This window comes from Streptomyces yokosukanensis (assembly GCF_001514035.1).
GTDB classification, from domain to species: Bacteria; Actinomycetota; Actinomycetes; order Streptomycetales; family Streptomycetaceae; genus Streptomyces; species Streptomyces yokosukanensis.
Genome location: NZ_KQ948216.1, coordinates 1 through 15,476, shown reverse-complemented (window position 1 = coordinate 15,476; position 15,476 = coordinate 1). Strand labels below are relative to the sequence as shown.

11 protein-coding genes are annotated in these 15,476 nt (G+C 69.8%); 5 read left to right on the top strand and 6 right to left on the bottom strand.

Features of this window, described 5'->3' with window-relative positions; translation table 11 throughout:
- Positions 1-37: 37 nt before the first annotated feature.
- From AQI95_RS26115 to AQI95_RS26100, 4 genes are all read right to left on the bottom strand, one after another.
- Complete coding sequence (locus tag AQI95_RS26115) at positions 38-1,846, bottom strand: ABC transporter substrate-binding protein (RefSeq protein WP_067128654.1); 1,809 nt, start codon at positions 1,844-1,846, stop codon at positions 38-40.
- Between the two features lie 57 nt (positions 1,847-1,903).
- Positions 1,904-2,938, bottom strand: a complete 1,035-nt coding sequence (locus AQI95_RS26110; RefSeq protein WP_067128651.1) for an ABC transporter permease — start codon at positions 2,936-2,938, stop codon at positions 1,904-1,906.
- A gap of 481 nt (positions 2,939-3,419) precedes the next feature.
- Complete coding sequence (gene typA, locus AQI95_RS26105) at positions 3,420-5,327, bottom strand: translational GTPase TypA (RefSeq protein WP_067128648.1); 1,908 nt, start codon at positions 5,325-5,327, stop codon at positions 3,420-3,422.
- Positions 5,328-5,466: 139 nt separating this feature from the next.
- Entirely contained in the window at positions 5,467-7,722 is a 2,256-nt protein-coding gene (locus tag AQI95_RS26100) for an ABC transporter family substrate-binding protein (protein ID WP_244188857.1), read from the bottom strand.
- Between the two features lie 358 nt (positions 7,723-8,080).
- Here AQI95_RS26100 and AQI95_RS26095 point away from each other — a divergent pair, with 358 nt between their 5' ends.
- Genes AQI95_RS26095 through AQI95_RS26080 form a run of 4 tightly spaced genes read left to right on the top strand, consistent with a single transcriptional unit; the run spans position 8,081 to position 11,948 of the window.
- Positions 8,081-8,371, top strand: a complete 291-nt coding sequence (locus AQI95_RS26095) for a hypothetical protein (RefSeq protein WP_067128641.1) — start codon at positions 8,081-8,083, stop codon at positions 8,369-8,371.
- A 28-nt stretch (positions 8,372-8,399) separates the two neighbouring features.
- On the top strand, positions 8,400-9,221 hold the full coding sequence (locus AQI95_RS26090; protein ID WP_067128638.1) for a hypothetical protein: 822 nt from the start codon (positions 8,400-8,402) through the stop codon (positions 9,219-9,221).
- Positions 9,222-9,243: 22 nt separating this feature from the next.
- Positions 9,244-11,181 carry a fumarate reductase/succinate dehydrogenase flavoprotein subunit gene (locus tag AQI95_RS26085; RefSeq protein ID WP_067128635.1) on the top strand — a complete coding sequence of 646 codons (1,938 nt, stop codon included), beginning with the start codon at positions 9,244-9,246 and terminating at the stop codon, positions 11,179-11,181.
- The gene (locus tag AQI95_RS26080; protein WP_067128632.1) at positions 11,178-11,948 is read left to right on the top strand and encodes a succinate dehydrogenase/fumarate reductase iron-sulfur subunit; all 771 of its coding nucleotides are present in this window, start codon (positions 11,178-11,180) and stop codon (positions 11,946-11,948) included. The genes AQI95_RS26085 and AQI95_RS26080 overlap by 4 nt, the downstream gene beginning before the upstream one ends.
- Here AQI95_RS26080 and AQI95_RS47455 read toward each other — a convergent pair.
- A complete protein-coding gene (locus AQI95_RS47455) occupies positions 11,929-12,171 on the bottom strand; it encodes a hypothetical protein (RefSeq protein ID WP_159056586.1) in 243 nt (80 codons plus the stop codon). The genes AQI95_RS26080 and AQI95_RS47455 overlap by 20 nt on opposite strands.
- A 357-nt stretch (positions 12,172-12,528) precedes the next feature.
- On the bottom strand, positions 12,529-13,695 hold the full coding sequence (locus AQI95_RS26070) for a glycoside hydrolase family 18 protein (RefSeq protein WP_244188856.1): 1,167 nt from the start codon (positions 13,693-13,695) through the stop codon (positions 12,529-12,531).
- An 81-nt stretch (positions 13,696-13,776) separates the two neighbouring features.
- Between AQI95_RS26070 and AQI95_RS26065 the strand changes: the two genes are divergently transcribed.
- The gene (locus AQI95_RS26065) at positions 13,777-15,384 is read left to right on the top strand and encodes a hypothetical protein (protein WP_244188855.1); all 1,608 of its coding nucleotides are present in this window, start codon (positions 13,777-13,779) and stop codon (positions 15,382-15,384) included.
- Positions 15,385-15,476 lie beyond the last annotated feature (92 nt).

Here is a 15,476-nt window from a genome sequence, read left to right as displayed (position 1 = left end):
CTTCCGCGGAGGTGCGCCGGGTACCGGACGGGGACGGTTACTTGATGAAGAGGCGACGCGGGTCGACGCCGCCGATCACGTCGTCGTAGACGAGGCCGCCGACCTTGGAACCGGCGATCTGGCTCTGCTTGTAGTACGCGGTCGGGACGACGTTGACGCTGTCCTTCACGATGTACTCGTCGAGCTTCTCCCACTCGGCCGCCGCCTTGACCGGGTCGGTGATCTTGTTGATCCGGTCGATCTCGCTGTTGATCTTCGGGTCGTTGACCTGGGAGTAGTTCTGCGCGCCGTCGGCGATCACCCGGCCGTCGTACAGCGGCGGGATCACGGTCGAGGAGGACGGCCAGTCGGCACCCCACGCGGTGTGGAAGATGTCGTAGGTGTTGTTCAGCTTGGAGACCTGGTCGTAGTAGGTCTCGGCCGGGATCTCCTGGCGCTGGACGTCGAAGCCGGCCTTCTTCAGGCCCGCCGCCATGGCGGTGGAGTACTGCTGGCCCTCGGGGGTGTTGATGTAGCCGAAGGTCAGCTTCATGTTGAGCTTGCCGGCCTTCTTCAGCAGCGCCTGCGCCTTCGCCGGGTCACCGGCGGGGTTCTTCTTCTTGCCCCACGGGTCGAAGGAGGGGTCGTAGCCGGAGACGGTCGGGGAGATCAGGCCGCCCGCGACCTCCATGGCGTCGGTGCCGCCGTAGGCGCGCACGAACGGGGTGATGGGCAGCGCGTAGGCGATGGCCTCGCGGACCGTCTTGTCCTGCATGGCCTTGTGGCTCATGTTGATGTTCATCTGACCGACGTACGGCTGATAGCCGGAGACCGTGCGGGACTTCATCTTCGGGTCCTTGAGGACCTGGGAGAGGTTGCCCGCGTCGACCTGGTTGTTGAAGCTGAGGCCGGTCCGGTCGGCGCCGCTGTCGGCGAGCAGGGCCTTCGTCGACGTCTCGAACTGCTGGTTGAACGTGATGTTGAACTGGTCCACGTACTGGTGCCGGATCGGGTCCGTCTTCGGGTCCCAGTTGGTGTTCTTGACCAGCACCATCGACTTGCCGGACTTGAAGGACTGGATCTTGTACGGGCCGGTCACAAGCGGGTTCTTGTCGTACTTCTCCTTCGTGTCGCCCTTCTCCGAGACCGCGGAGTAGCCGGCCATGGCCAGCGCGTACGGCAGGTCGGGGTGCGGGGTCTTGAAGTGGAAGACGATCGTCTTCTCGTCCGGGGTCTGCAGGACGGAGTCGGGCAGGTGCTTGCCCTTGTACGGCCCGTCCGGCAGCAGCTTGCGGTAGGCGGCGCCGGAGGTGTTCGCGAGCCACTGCTGGATGTAGGTGGGGCCCTGGTTGATGAACGGCGCGAAGAGCCGCTCGAAGGTGTGGCGTATGTCCGTGGACGTGATCGGCGTGCCGTCCGCGAACTTGATGCCGTCCTTGAGCGTGTACTTCCAGGTCTTGCCGCCGTCGGTGGTGGTGCCGGAGTCGGTGGCGAGGTCGCCGACCACCTCGTGCTGGTGGCCGTCGTCGCTCGTGGCCTTGTAGCCGGTCAGGCCTCTGTGCAGCAGCTGTGCGACGGACATCATGTCCGAGACGTAGATCTGGCCCGGGTCGAGGTGTGCGTACGAGTCCCGCTGCAGCACCTCCATCGCACCGCCGGACTTGGCGCCGGGCACGGGCGCCGCCGGGCCGGTGGAGTCGGCCGCACTGCCGAACTTGATCAACGCCTGCTGTCGCTTGGCGTCCTGCTGGTCCTTCTTGCCGTTGGTGCCTGAGTCGCTGCCGCCCTTGCTGCAACCGGTGAGCACGAGGGCTCCGACGGCGAGCACGGTGAGCGTGGCGTGTGCGTGGCGTCCGCCCCTACTCATCACGAAATTCCCACCCATCCTTGAAAACTGACGTTTCGTGTGGTTGACGTACTGCGGTCAGCGCGCGGTCTTGGGATCGAAGGCGTCTCTGACCGAGTCCCCGAACAGGTTGAACGCGACGACGAAGATGATCATCGAGACGCCGGGGAAGAACATGTAGGTGATGTCGTTCTGCATCACCAGCTCGGTGGAGGCCTTGGAGAACATCTGCCCCCAGTCCGGCGTCGGTTCGACGATGCCGACACCCAGGTACGACAGACCGGCCTCGGCCGTCACGAAGTTGGGCAGCATGTACGTCGACTGCACCAGCAGCGGGGTGACGATGTTCGGCAGGATCTCCTTGCGGATGATCCGCCACGGCGAGGCCCCGCTGACCTTGGCCGCCTCGATGAACTCCCGCTCCCGCAGGGCGAGTGCGGTGCCGCGCAGGATACGGCCGAGGCCCATCCAGCCCAGGACCCACTGGACGAGGATCAGGGCCACCACCCGGACGTAGGTGGGCGTCTCGTCACGGGGACTGACGAACAGGGAGACCACGACCGGCATGCTCGCGATGAAGAACAGCTGGGCAGGGAAGGCCAGCAGGAAGTCGATGAGCCGGCCGATGAAGTAGTCCGTCCTGCCGCCGATGTAGCCGGCCGCGACGCCGAGCAGGATGCCGGTCACGACGACGGCGAGGGTGACGGCCACCGAGATCATCAGCGAGGTGCGGATGCCGTAGATCAGCTTGGTGAAGACGTCGTAGCCGTTGCCGGGTTCGAGGCCGAACCAGAACTCGCTGCTGATACCGCCGTTGGGCTGCACGGGAACGCCGGCGCTGTCGAAGAGTTCCGGTCGCTCGTCCGCGTACACTGTGTACGGGTTCTTGCCGTACAGCTTGGATATCAGCGGGGCGAGAACCCCGATCAGGAAGAAGAAGCCCACGACGTAGGCCGAGATCACGCCCGTGCGGTCGCGCTTGAAGCGCACCCACATCAGCTGGCCGGGGGACCGGCCCTCGAGCTTGACGGCTTCGCCCTTCGCCTCCGGCCCTGGTTCGCCGTCGACGACGACCGAAGTCCCGCCGCCCTCAATGTCGATAGGACTTGTCACGGTTCGTCCGTTTCAAGATATGAGTGTGAGAGGTACCCGCGTACTCCGAGAACGCGCGTGACCGCAGTCGGACGCGCGTAGTTGCTGGGATTCCCTCCTCATGACTTCACGTGTTCACCATCTGGAAGGGGCTTCCGTCTTCCCTCCGACACCCCTGACGGAGAGGCAGACACCCCCTGGTGCTCGTGAGTCGGCGCACTGTCCCCACAGTGCGAGACCCATTGACCCGAGCGCTGTGCGGCTAACTATCTGCCATGGGTCGACCACCGACCACTGCCGGTAGATCTCAATTCAGTCACGGCTTGCGGCTACATCTTCCAAAATCTGGACAAACTGTTCGACGGAAGAAGGCGCGAAACGGACTTGTTACATGGGTATCGGGCAACGATCTCCGCATGTCGGACATGGGCTTCCAGAAAATGGGTTGCAAAAAGCCCGGACACCCCCAAGATGGGGGCGCCCGGGCTCAACTGCCGATGGATCAGCCGTGCTTGGCGCGGCTCGCGGCGCGGGCCCGCTCGCGGGCGTCCAGGTTCACCTTGCGGATGCGAACGGCCTCCGGGGTCACCTCGACACACTCGTCGTCGCGGCAGAACTCCAGCGACTGCTCCAGGGAGAGCTTGCGCGGCGGGACGATCGCCTCGAACGAGTCGGCCGACGAAGACCGCATGTTCGTAAGCTTCTTCTCCTTGGTGATGTTGACGTCCATGTCGTCGGAGCGGGAGTTCTCGCCGACGATCATGCCCTCGTACACCTCGGTGCCCGGCTCCGTGAAGAGCACACCGCGCTCCTGGAGGTTCGTCATCGCAAAGGCGGTGACGGCACCGGAGCGGTCGGCGACCAGCGAGCCGTTGTTACGCGTCTGCAGGGTGCCGAACCAGGGCTCGAAGCCCTCGTGGATCGAGTGGCCGATGCCGGTGCCGCGGGTCTGGGTCAGGAACTCGGTCCGGAAGCCGATCAGACCGCGGGACGGCACGACGAACTCCATGCGGACCCAGCCGGAGCCGTGGTTCGACATGTTGTCCATCCGGCCCTTGCGAACACCCATGAGCTGCGTGACCGCGCCCATGTGCTCCTCGGGCACGTCGACCGTCATGCGCTCGACGGGCTCGTACGTCTTGCCGTCGACATCCTTGGTGACCACCTGGGGCTTGCCGATGGTCAGCTCGAAGCCCTCGCGGCGCATCTGCTCGACCAGGATGGCCAGCGCCAGCTCACCGCGGCCCTGCACCTCCCAGGCGTCGGGGCGCTCGGTGTCCAGGACCCGGAGGCTGACGTTACCGATCAGCTCGCGGTCGAGGCGGTCCTTGACCTGGCGGGCGGTGACCTTGCGGTCCTTGACGGCCGCCTTGTTGTCGGCGCCCTTGCCGGTGCCGCCACGGCCGACCAGCGGCGAGGTGTTGGTGCCGATGGTCATGGAGATCGCGGGCTCGTCGACCGTGATCAGCGGCAGCGGGATCGGGTTCTCGGTGTCGGCGAGGGTCTCGCCGATCATGATGTCCGCGATACCCGCGACGGCGCAGATGTCACCCGGGCCGGCCATCTCGGCCGGCTTGCGGGTGAGCGCCTCGGTCATCATCAGCTCGGAGATGCGCACGTTGCTGACGGTGCCGTCACGCTTGATCCAGGCGACCGTCTGGCCCTTGCGCAGCTCGCCCTGCTCGACACGGAGCAGCGCGATACGGCCGAGGAAGTTGTCGGCGTCCAGGTTGGTGACGTGGGCCTGGAGCGGGGCGTCCTCGTCGTAGGTCGGGGCCGGGATGTGCTCCAGGATCGTGGAGAAGAACGGCTCCAGGCTGGTGGAGTCGGCCGGGACGGTGCCGTCGTCCGGCTTCGTCAGCGAGGCGACGCCGTCACGGCCGCAGGCGTAGACGATCGGGAACTCGATCTGGTCCTCGTCGGCGTCCAGGTCGAGGAAGAGGTCGTACGTCTCGTTGACGACCTCGTCGATCCGGGAGTCCGGGCGGTCCGTCTTGTTGATGCACAGGATGACGGGCAGACGCTGCTGGAGCGCCTTGCGCAGCACGAAGCGGGTCTGCGGCAGCGGGCCCTCGGAGGCGTCGACGAGGAGCACCACGCCGTCGACCATCGACAGCCCGCGCTCGACCTCGCCGCCGAAGTCGGCGTGGCCCGGGGTGTCGATGATGTTGATCGTGATCGGGTCGCCGCCATCCTTGGGGTGGTACTTCACCGCCGTGTTCTTGGCCAGGATCGTGATGCCCTTCTCACGCTCCAGGTCGTTCGAGTCCATCATGCGGTCGTCGACGCCTTCGAGCTGGTGGGCGGCGAACGCGCCGGCCTGCTTGAGCATGCCGTCGACGATGGTGGTCTTGCCGTGGTCGACGTGAGCGACGATGGCAACGTTGCGGATGTCGTGGCGCGTGGCCATAGTGCGGCGAACTCCCAGAGTGGTGAGAAGGCCCTGCTGCGTACGTCCGTGTGACGCGGGCCTGCCGGGCTTGACACGCCACGGCCTCACCCCATGTTACGTGGCCTTGCTGAGTGGGGCTCGCTGGGCCGGTTCTCGGCTACCCCTGCGGGCTGGCGGAGACCTTCGCGCCCTTCTTCAAGAACCCCATGTCCTCGTAGACCGGCGTCTGGAATCCGAAGGCGCCGACGTTGACGAGATTCTTTCGCACCGCCACCAGCTGAGGCCGCTGATACAGCGGAATCGACCCCGCCGCCGCCCAGATCCGCGCGTCCGCCTTGCGGATCAGCGAGACCGCCTCGTCCTCGTCCAGCGTCGCCGCGGCCTGGTCGAAGAGCTGGTCGACCTGGTCGGTCCCCACCCGTGTGTAGTTCTGCTCGACGTTCACCGAGCCGTCCGCGGCCGGTACCGGCTTCGCGAAGACCGGCCGGTCGTCGGTCGCCGGGAACGCGGAGGACGGCCACGAGTACAGCGCGAGGTCGTAGTCGCCGGAGGCGATGTGATCCTTGAAGTAGCTCTCGTCCGAGACTTTGGTGATCGTCGTCCGGATGCCGAGCCGCTGCAGCATGGCCGAGATCCGCTCGGCGACGGAGTTCAGCGTCTCGGAGCCGGGGCCGGACGGAAGCACGAAGCGCAGCGCGAGCGCCTTGCCGTCCTTGGCGAGCGGGGCCGCCGGTGCGGCGGCCGGCGCGGCCGTGCCCTTGGGGGCGTAGGCGCCGGGGGCGCCCCCCTGCCTGTCGCCCCGGCCCTCGGCCGTGCCTTCCCCGGGCTCGCTGTCCCCGGGCCGGTCGTCCCCGCTCCTGCCGTCCGCGTTCTTGCCGTCCGCGTTCTTGCCGTCCCCGCTGCTCCCGTCCCCGCTGTTGTCGTCCTCGCCGACGATGTACTCGCCGTCCCTGCCGCCGTCGGACTTGCTCGCCTTGCCCTGCCGCCCCTCGTGGTCGCTCTCCGGCCCGGCGGCCTTCCCGCCCTTCTTCTTCACTTCTCTGATCGGGCCTCCGGGCACCCAGCCGGCGTCGGCGAGCAGCGCCTGGGCCGACTTGGTGTCCGGGCCGCCGACCGCGCCGCTGCTGTCGGCGTAGGCGGCCTGCCCGGACAGGGCGAGATGGCTGCCGACCGGGACGGCGGGCAGGCCCAGCGGGGTGAGCACCAGCCTGGCCAGCTCCTTGCGGTCCAGGGCGCGGGCGACCGCACGGCGCACGCGCTCGTCGGCGAGGGGGCCCTCGGCGCCGTTGAGGGCGAGCTGGGTGTAGGCGGGCTCCAGCGACTTGCGGACCTCGACGCCGCGCAGTGCCAGCTGCTCGTCCAGGTACGCGGCGATGGCCTTGCGCAGCTTCTCCCCGCCGGCCTTGGCCGCGTCGGCGCCGACGTCGTGCGCGAGCGCCCAGGCGCGCAGCTTCTTCACGGACGTCCGGCCGGCGCCCTGCAGCGGACTCGCGGTGCCACGGACGGCGAGCCCGATCCGCTGGACGTCGCCGGGGTCGACGTCGGCCACGTCCACGGCGCCGGCGGCGAGCGCCTCGGCCCGCTTGTCGCGGGGTACGGCGTGCAGCACCAGTTCGGACAGCTTGGCGGGCTTGCCCCACCAGCGCGGGTTGCGGGTGAGGACGACGTCCTTCCGGGCAGTGTCGATCTTGCCCACCGTGAACGGTCCGGCGGTCACCTTCAGCTTGCGGCGGGCCACGTCGTTGAAGGCGTCCGGGGTGCCCATGACGTCCTTCGGGTACAGCGGCGAGAACAGCGACTTCCAGTCGGCGTAGGGGCGCGAGAAGGTGACCCGGACCTCCAGGTCGCTGGCGCCGCGCTCGATCTTCTCGATGCGGTCGTAGCCGGCGTTGCGGGCGGTCCAGTAGGCGGTGTTCTGGCCGGACAGGGCGCGCCACTGGGCGAGGAAGTCGGCGGCGCCGATCTCCTGGCCGTCGCTCCAGACGGCCTGCTGGTTCAGCTTGTACTGCACGACCTGGCGCGGCTCGGTCTCGATGACCTTGGCCGACTCCAGGTAGGCCGGGTTGGGCACCGGCCGGCCCTCGGCGTCCTGCCGGAACAGAGACGGCAGTACGGCCTGGGCGATGCGGTTGGTACCGGCGTCGGCGTCGGCCTGGAAGGCGTTGAGGGTCTCGGGCAGGGCGTCGACGGCCCACTTCAGGGTCCCGCCGTCGGTGACGACGTCCCGGCCGACCGGGACGACCTCCGGCCCGGCGAGGGGCTTGCCCGCCTGGTCCTCGTCCGAGCCGCAGCCGGCGAGGGACGGCACGGCGAGCACGCCCGCGGCGAGGAGGGTGACCGAGCGCAGGACGCTACGCCGGTGGCGCCGCGACGTGCCGTCGAGCGCGGGCGGCGCCGCCGTGGCTGGTCGCACAGTTCCCCGGGCTTCTTCGGGGCGCTGCCCGACCGTGGCCGGGTGAGGGCCGACGCCGTCGTGGGACATCTCTGCTACCTCCGGGAAGCCGCGAGCGTTATGATCACGTTTGGCGGTATATGGAGCTGATCAGATCTATGCGGCCCACTGAAGAGGAAAGGATCCGGCGACAGCGGGCGACACGACGACAACGGGTGGTAACCCCACCCGTGTGGCGCAACACAACCGGTGGTGCATCCGTACGCCTCCGCCAATCGCTGCACATGCCTTCACATCGGCAGGTGCGAAGCGCAACACTCCAAGGCGCATGAACGTTGCTGCCCAGGGCCCGCCGGACCCGCGGAAGTGAGGGCAAGTCATGTCCGTACACGACGACATCACCTCGGTCCAGCGCTCTCTCGACGATCTGTACCGGTCGCTGGGCCGTCTGGAGCACCGGATCGGCAGCGGTGGTCTGGAGATACGCCGCGTCCGGCTGGACGCCGACCATCTGCGCGAGAGCCTGGCGCTGCTGCGCGAGGCGGCCGCCGCCCCGGACGCGCCCCGCCGACCCGAACTCGTCACCATCTCCGACACGCCGTACGACATCAGCCTGTGGACGGACTCGGACGACGAGGGCCTGGGCGCCCGGGACCGCCGCGCACCCTGAATCAACCCGAACCGACCGGAGTCAACCCTTGGCCACTGGTACGGAACCCCAACAGAACAGCGGCGGCGTACGGACCGGTACGCGCGCCGCGATCGCCGCCCCGCATCTGCGGACCGACCGCTGGTGGCTGGCGCCCGCCGTCACCGCGGCCGGTCTGTTCGCCTTCGTCGTCTACTCGACCTGGCGGGCCTTCTCCAACGCGCACTACTACGCGGCGCCGTACGTCTCGCCGTTCTACTCGCCGTGCCTGGCGCAGAACTGCCGGACCATGCACGCCGGCCCGAACGCCGATCTCTTCGGCAGCTGGTGGGGCATCTCCCCCGCCGTCATCATCCTGATCTTCCCGCTCGGCTTCCGGCTGACCTGCTACTACTACCGCAAGGCGTACTACCGCAGCTTCTGGGCGTCCCCGCCCGCCTGCGCGGTGGCCGAACCGCACAAGAAGTACACCGGTGAGACGCGCTTCCCGCTGATCCTGCAGAACGTCCACCGGTACTTCTTCTACGCCGCCCTGCTGGTCGCCGGCGTGTTGTCCTACGACACCGTGCTGTCCTTCCGGGACACCCACTACCGCTGGGGCCATATGGGCCTCGGCACGGTGGTCTTCCTGGTCAACATCACCCTGATCTGGGCGTACACGCTCTCCTGCCACTCCTGCCGACACATCGTCGGCGGCAAGCTCAAGCACTTCTCCAAACACCCCGTGCGCTACAAGGCGTGGCAGTTCGTCGGCCGCCTGAACGCCCGCCACATGCAGCTGGCCTGGGCGTCGCTGCTGAGCGTGGCGCTCGCCGACTTCTACGTCTATCTCGTCGCGTCCGGGGTCTTCGACGATCCGCGCTTCTTCTAGTGAGTCAAGTGAGGACTGATTGATGTCCGTGGTCGACCGGCAGGAGTGGGACGTCGTCGTGGTCGGTGCCGGCGGCGCCGGGTTGCGGGCCGCGATCGAGGCGCGCGAGCGGGGCGCCCGTACGGCGGTGATCTGCAAGTCGCTGTTCGGCAAGGCGCACACGGTGATGGCCGAGGGAGGCATCGCCGCGGCCATGGCCAACGCCAACGAGCACGACAACTGGCAGGTCCACTTCCGCGACACCATGCGTGGCGGCAAGTTCCTCAACCAGTGGCGGATGGCCGAACTGCATGCGCAGGAGGCCCCGGACCGGGTGTGGGAGCTGGAGACCTGGGGCGCGCTGTTCGACCGTACGAAGGACGGCCGGATCTCGCAGCGCAACTTCGGCGGCCACGAGTACCCGCGCCTCGCCCACGTCGGCGACCGTACGGGCCTGGAGCTGATCCGCACCCTCCAGCAGAAGATCGTCGCCCTCCAGCAGCAGGACTTCGAGGAGACCGGGGACTACGAGTCCCGTCTGAAGGTCTTCCAGGAGTGCACGGTCACCAGGATCCTGAAGAACGGCGACCGCGTCTGCGGTGTCTTCGCCTACGAGCGCGAGACGGGCCGCTTCTTCGTCCTCCAGGCCCCCTCGGTCGTGGTCGCGACCGGCGGCATCGGCAAGTCCTTCAAGGTCACCTCGAACTCCTGGGAGTACACGGGCGACGGCCACGCGCTGGCGCTGCTGGCCGGAGCGCAGCTGCTGAACATGGAGTTCGTGCAGTTCCATCCGACGGGCATGGTCTGGCCGCCGTCGGTGAAGGGCATCCTCGTCACCGAGTCGGTGCGCGGCGACGGCGGGGTCCTGCGGAACTCCGACGGCAAGCGGTTCATGTTCGACTACGTCCCGGACGTCTTCAAGGAGAAGTACGCCGAGTCGGAGGAGGAGGCCGACCGGTGGTACGAGGACCCGGAGCACAACCGCCGGCCACCGGAGCTGCTCCCCCGCGACGAGGTGGCCCGCGCCATCAACTCCGAGGTGAAGGCGGGCCGCGGCTCCCCGCACGGCGGGGTCTTCCTGGACGTGTCCACCCGGATGCCCGCCGAGGTGATCCGGCGCCGACTGCCCTCCATGTACCACCAGTTCAAGGAGCTGGCGGACGTCGACATCACGGCGGAGGCGATGGAGGTCGGGCCGACCTGCCACTACGTGATGGGCGGGATCGCGGTCGACTCCGACACGGCGGCGGCGCGCGGGGTGCCGGGGCTGTTCGCCGCCGGTGAGGTGGCCGGCGGCATGCACGGCTCCAACCGGCTCGGCGGCAACTCCCTGTCGGACCTGCTGGTGTTCGGGCGCCGCGCGGGCTGGCACGCGGCGGAGCACGCGCAGGGGCTCGCCGGGCAGCGCCCGCCGGTGGCCGACGCCCAGGTCGACACGGCCGCCGCCGAGGCTCTGCGCCCCTTCTCCGCGGAGACCGAGCGGGAGGGCGTGGCGGGGCCGTCCGAGAACCCGTACACCCTGCACCAGGAACTCCAGCAGACCATGAACGACCTGGTCGGCATCATCCGCCGCGAGGGCGAGATGGAGCAGGCCCTGCACAGGCTCGGCGAGCTGCGGGTGCGCGCCCGCCGGGCCGGCGTCGAGGGCCATCGCCAGTTCAACCCGGGCTGGCACCTCGCCCTCGACCTGAGGAACATGCTGCTGGTCAGCGAGTGCGTGGCGCGGGCCGCGCTGGAGCGCACCGAGTCACGTGGCGGCCACACCCGCGAGGACCATCCGACGATGGACCGCGCCTGGCGCAATGTGAACCTGCTCTGCACGCTCGCCGACCCCACCGGCGGCCTCGCGGTGACCGACCCCGGCCGCGGCCAGATCCGCCTCTCCCGGGAGAGCACCGACCCCATCCGCCCGGACCTGCTCGCCCTCTTCGAGAAGGAGGAGCTGGTCAAGTACCTCGCCGAAGAGGAGCTGTACGAGTGACCAGCTACGAGGCCCGTTTCAAGGTGTGGCGGGGTGATGTGCGGGGCGGTGGCCTCGAGGACTTCACGGTCGAGGTCAACGACGGCGAAGTGGTCCTGGACATCGTCCACCGCCTCCAGGCCACCCAGGCGCCCGATCTGGCCGTGCGCTGGAACTGCAAGGCCGGCAAGTGCGGCTCCTGCTCGGCGGAGATCAACGGCCGTCCCCGGCTGATGTGCATGACCCGTATGTCGGTCTTCGACCGCGCCGAGACGATCACGGTCACCCCGCTGCGCGCCTTCCCGGTGGTCCGGGACCTGGTGACCGACGTCGGTTTCAACTACCAGAAGGCCAGGGAGGTTCCGGCGTTCGTACCGCCGGCCGGACTCGGCCCCGGGCAGTACCGGATGGCGCAGGAGGACGTGGACCGCTCGCAGGAGTTCCGCAAGTGCATCGAGTGCTTCCTGTGCCAGGACACCTGCCATGTGGTGCGCGACCACGAGGAGAACAAGGCCGCGTTCGCGGGCCCGCGCTTCCTGATGCGGATCGCCGAACTCGACATGCACCCCCTGGACGCGGCGGCGGAATCCGGCCTGGACCGGGGGCGCACGGCCCAGGACGACCACGGCCTCGGCTACTGCAACATCACCAAGTGCTGCACAGAGGTCTGCCCCGAGGGCATCCACATCACGGACAACGCCCTGATCCCGATGAAGGAACGGGCGGTCGACCGCAAGTACGACCCGCTGGTCTGGCTCGGCTCGAAGATCAGGAGGCGGTCCTCGTAGCGGTGCGGCCCGGACGCCGGCCGAGGTACTGGACCGCCATTCCCGCCATCCACAGGCACCACCCGGTGGCGGGAAGCACGTCCAGCCCCGCGTCGGCGAGCGGCCCGAGGAACATGAACAGGGCGAACCCGACCGCGCTCACCAGCGTCCCGTACCCCCACAGCCGTGGCCGCAGCACCCGCCGACGGGCGAACGGCGGCACCCACTCCGTGACGACGGCCACGGCCCCGCACATGCCCATGGGCGGCGGAACGGCACCCGCGCAGGGCGTGCAGGGCCTCGGCGGGCTGTCGCAGCGCCGGGCCGGCCGCCTGCGGGTCCCGCCGCAGGGCCTGCTCCAGACTGCCGCCGGTCAGGTCCTCGACGACGGCCGCGCCGGCCTCCAGGTCCATGTGGAGCAGGCGCGGGGTGCGGACCCCCGCCGCCGTGAGACGTGCGTGGGAGCCGCCGCGCAGCCGGGTGAGGGCGCTCAGCGTGCGGCGCGGGCCGAAGGCGGCACGGGCGAGGGGGGGCGAGGTCGGCGACGGTCCGGGGCTGTCGGGTCTCGGGCACCGGCCTCAGTCTTCCCCAGGGAGCCCGTTCACCGGACCCAGTCTTCCTCGTAGGCCCGCCAGTCCGCCTCCGTCGCCGCGAAGTCGACGTACAGGGCGACACCGAAGCGGACACGGTCGGCGTCGGTGCGGGACAGGCCGAGGCGGACACCGCGTACGGCGGCCGGGACGGTCTCCGCGTGGGCCCAGTGGCCGAAGCGGTTCTCGTGGTAGAAGGGCAGCCCCATGAGCAGGTCGGTGGTGTCCGGGGTGACCTCCAGGGCGAGGCTCGTCTGCTGGGCCACGTAGCCGCCGTACAGGCTCTGCAGCGGCTGCATGGTGTCGTACGACATGACGGCGATCTGGTCCACCCGGCGGGCCACCTGCCCGAAGAAGGACTGCGACCACCACTTGGGGTGACCGGTGGTCGCGCCCCAGAAGGAGTGGAACGCGGGCAGCGGGTCGATCTGGTGGGCGGCGACGGAGAGGACGGCGTGCCGGGCGTGGGTGAGGACGCGCAGGTCGTCGAGGAGGGCGAGGTAGTCGCGGTCGCCGGAGTGCAGCGGCTCCAGGTCGAAGTGGACCCCCTCGAAACCGGCGGCGAGCACGCGGCGGGTGGAGGCGAGGATCGCGGCGCGGGTGGCGGAACGGTCCAGACGCATCCCCTCGGGCCCCTCGGAGGCCAGCTTGTCACCCAGCCAGGCCTGCACACGGACGCCGGGCGCCGCACGGTGCAGGGCCGGTATCAGCCAACGGGCCTTCGGGTAGGCGGAGTCGGGCAGCGTGCCGTCGTGTTCCAGCGGGCCGGAGTGGATGTACAGGTCCCGGACACCGGTGTCCTTCAGGCGGCGGGCGAGTGCCTGGACGTCGCGCTCGCTCTTGCGACCGTCGACCCAGGCGTGACCGAGCCACAGGGCGTCCTGGTGGCGGGTGGTGGTGCCGGGTTTCGGAGTGCCGGTGTAGTTGACGCGGAGGGCTGTTTCGGCGGTGAGGAGGGGAAGGAGCAGGGCGAGGAGGGCGGCGGCGACGGTGCGGCGCAGGCGGCGGCGCCCGGACCAGTGGCGCCACCGATGGCTCTTCGTCGCCTCGGCGTCGCCTTCGCGCTCACCTTCGCCCTCGCCGTCGCCCTCGCCGTCGCCTTCGCTTTCGACGACCGCCCCCTCTTCGACCCTTCCTCCCTCGGCCCTTCCTCCCTCGGCCATTCCCCTGTCGTCCATTCCTGACCCCCTGTCCGTCTCGTCCCCCACCCGTATCCGTCCCGCTCGCGAAGGCGTCTACCTGCCCATACGCTCCGAAATGTGACGTCCTCCCGGATCCGCGGCCGACCCCGGCGCGCCACGGCGCACATATGGGTGTGGGTGACGCATGCCCTGCTGGGTGCCGTGGTCGGGACAGGGGGGCTGGTGTTGCCGGTGATGACGGTCGGTGCGCAAGATCCGGTTCCGGTGGCGGCGGTCGTCACGGCTGCGAGCGCTCCCACCGCGGCCACCGGCCCCGCCACCTCCGCCGCCTCCGCCGCTCAGCAGGGCGGGACGTCCACCGCGGACCTGGTGCTGCCCCTCGTGGCGCTGGTGGCGGCCGTGGGGCTGGCCGGGTACGGCTATCTGCGCCGCACCCGCCGTGCCCGCACCCGCACGACCCCCGGCACCGTCTCCGCCGCCCCGCCGACCCCCACCCCGGCCGACTCCGAGCGCCAGGCCCGGGCGGCGCTGGTCCTGGCCGACGACTGCGTACGCACGAGCCGGGAGGAACTCTCCTTCGTCCAGGCGAGGTTCACGGACACCGGGACCGAGCCCTTCGTCCATGCCCTGCGGGCCGCCGAGACCGAACTGGCGGCCGCGTACGCGATCTGGCGGCGGTACGAGGAGGGAATGCCGCAGGATCCGGTGGCCCGCCGCCAGGCACTGGTGGGGGTGGTCGGCCGGTGCGCGGAGGCGGGGCGCCGACTGGACGCGGAGGCGCCGGCCCTGGACCGTCTCCGCGACCTGGCCGGCGCCGGCCTGCGCCCGGCCCTGGAGATCGCCGAGACCCGCTTTCGCGATCTGACGGCCGAGACGGTCACCGCGCAGGACACACTGGCGGCGCTTCACGACCGGTACGCCCACTCGGCCGCCGAGCCGGTCACCGGCTGGCTCGAACAGGCCAAGGACCGGCTGGTGTTCGCCACCTCACGCCTCAACGAGGCCCGCCAGGCGGCCGACATGGACGAGGCGGACAAGATGGACAGGACCGATAGCGCGGACAGTGCGGGCGGCGCGGGCGAGTCGGACGGCGCGGACGGGACGGCGGAGGCCGCGGGCCGGCTGCGGGCGGGCGAGGCGGCGGTGGCCCAGGCCGCGGTGCTGGTCGGCGCGGTGGAACGCCTCGCGGTGGAGCTGCGGGAGGCGGCGGACCTGGTACCGGCCGCGCTGACCGGCGCGGAGGCGAAGCTGGCGGAGGCCCGGCAGGGGCGGACGCGGACACCGCTGACCATCGGCGAACAGCACGCGCGGCTCGCGCACGCGGTCGGGGTGCTGGCCGCCGTACGGGAGGAGCTGACCTCGGGCCCGTACGACCCGTTGGACGCCCTGCGCCGGATCACCCGGGCCGTCGAGCGCCTGGAGGTGGGCGGTTCCGGCGTGCTGGACGCCGCCGCGTGGCTCACGGCCCGGAGTTCCGTCGCCGGGGCGGAGGACTTCGTCACGGTGCACCGGGCGGCGGTGGGGCCGCAAGCCCGGTCCCAGCTGGCAGCTGCGGTACGGGCACTGGCCACGGCAGACGCCGCGCGAGCCGACACCGTCTCCCGGGAGGCCCGGGAGACAGCCGAACGGGACGTACGGGCCCACGGCAACGCCTCGGCGGACATGGACGCCGACTCGGCCCCGAGCTATGGCGGACCCCGCACCCGGGGGCGACTTGTTGCCTGACTGTTTCTGACTCCGCATAAGCCGTTTCATATGATGGTCGGATCCGAGTGGAGGTCGGTCCGAACAGGCGGAGCGGACGTACGGGGGCAGTG

Bases quoted from the DNA above. Each gene is read 5' to 3' on its own strand.
- AQI95_RS26115 (WP_067128654.1), bottom strand. From the start codon at position 1,846: ATGAGTAGGGGCGGACGCCACGCACACGCCACGCTCACCGTGCTCGCC.
- typA (WP_067128648.1), bottom strand. From the start codon at position 5,327: ATGGCCACGCGCCACGACATCCGCAACGTTGCCATCGTCGCTCACGTC.
- AQI95_RS26095 (WP_067128641.1), top strand. From the start codon at position 8,081: ATGTCCGTACACGACGACATCACCTCGGTCCAGCGCTCTCTCGACGAT.
- AQI95_RS26085 (WP_067128635.1), top strand. From the start codon at position 9,244: ATGTCCGTGGTCGACCGGCAGGAGTGGGACGTCGTCGTGGTCGGTGCC.
- AQI95_RS26070 (WP_244188856.1), bottom strand. From the start codon at position 13,695: ATGGACGACAGGGGAATGGCCGAGGGAGGAAGGGCCGAGGGAGGAAGG.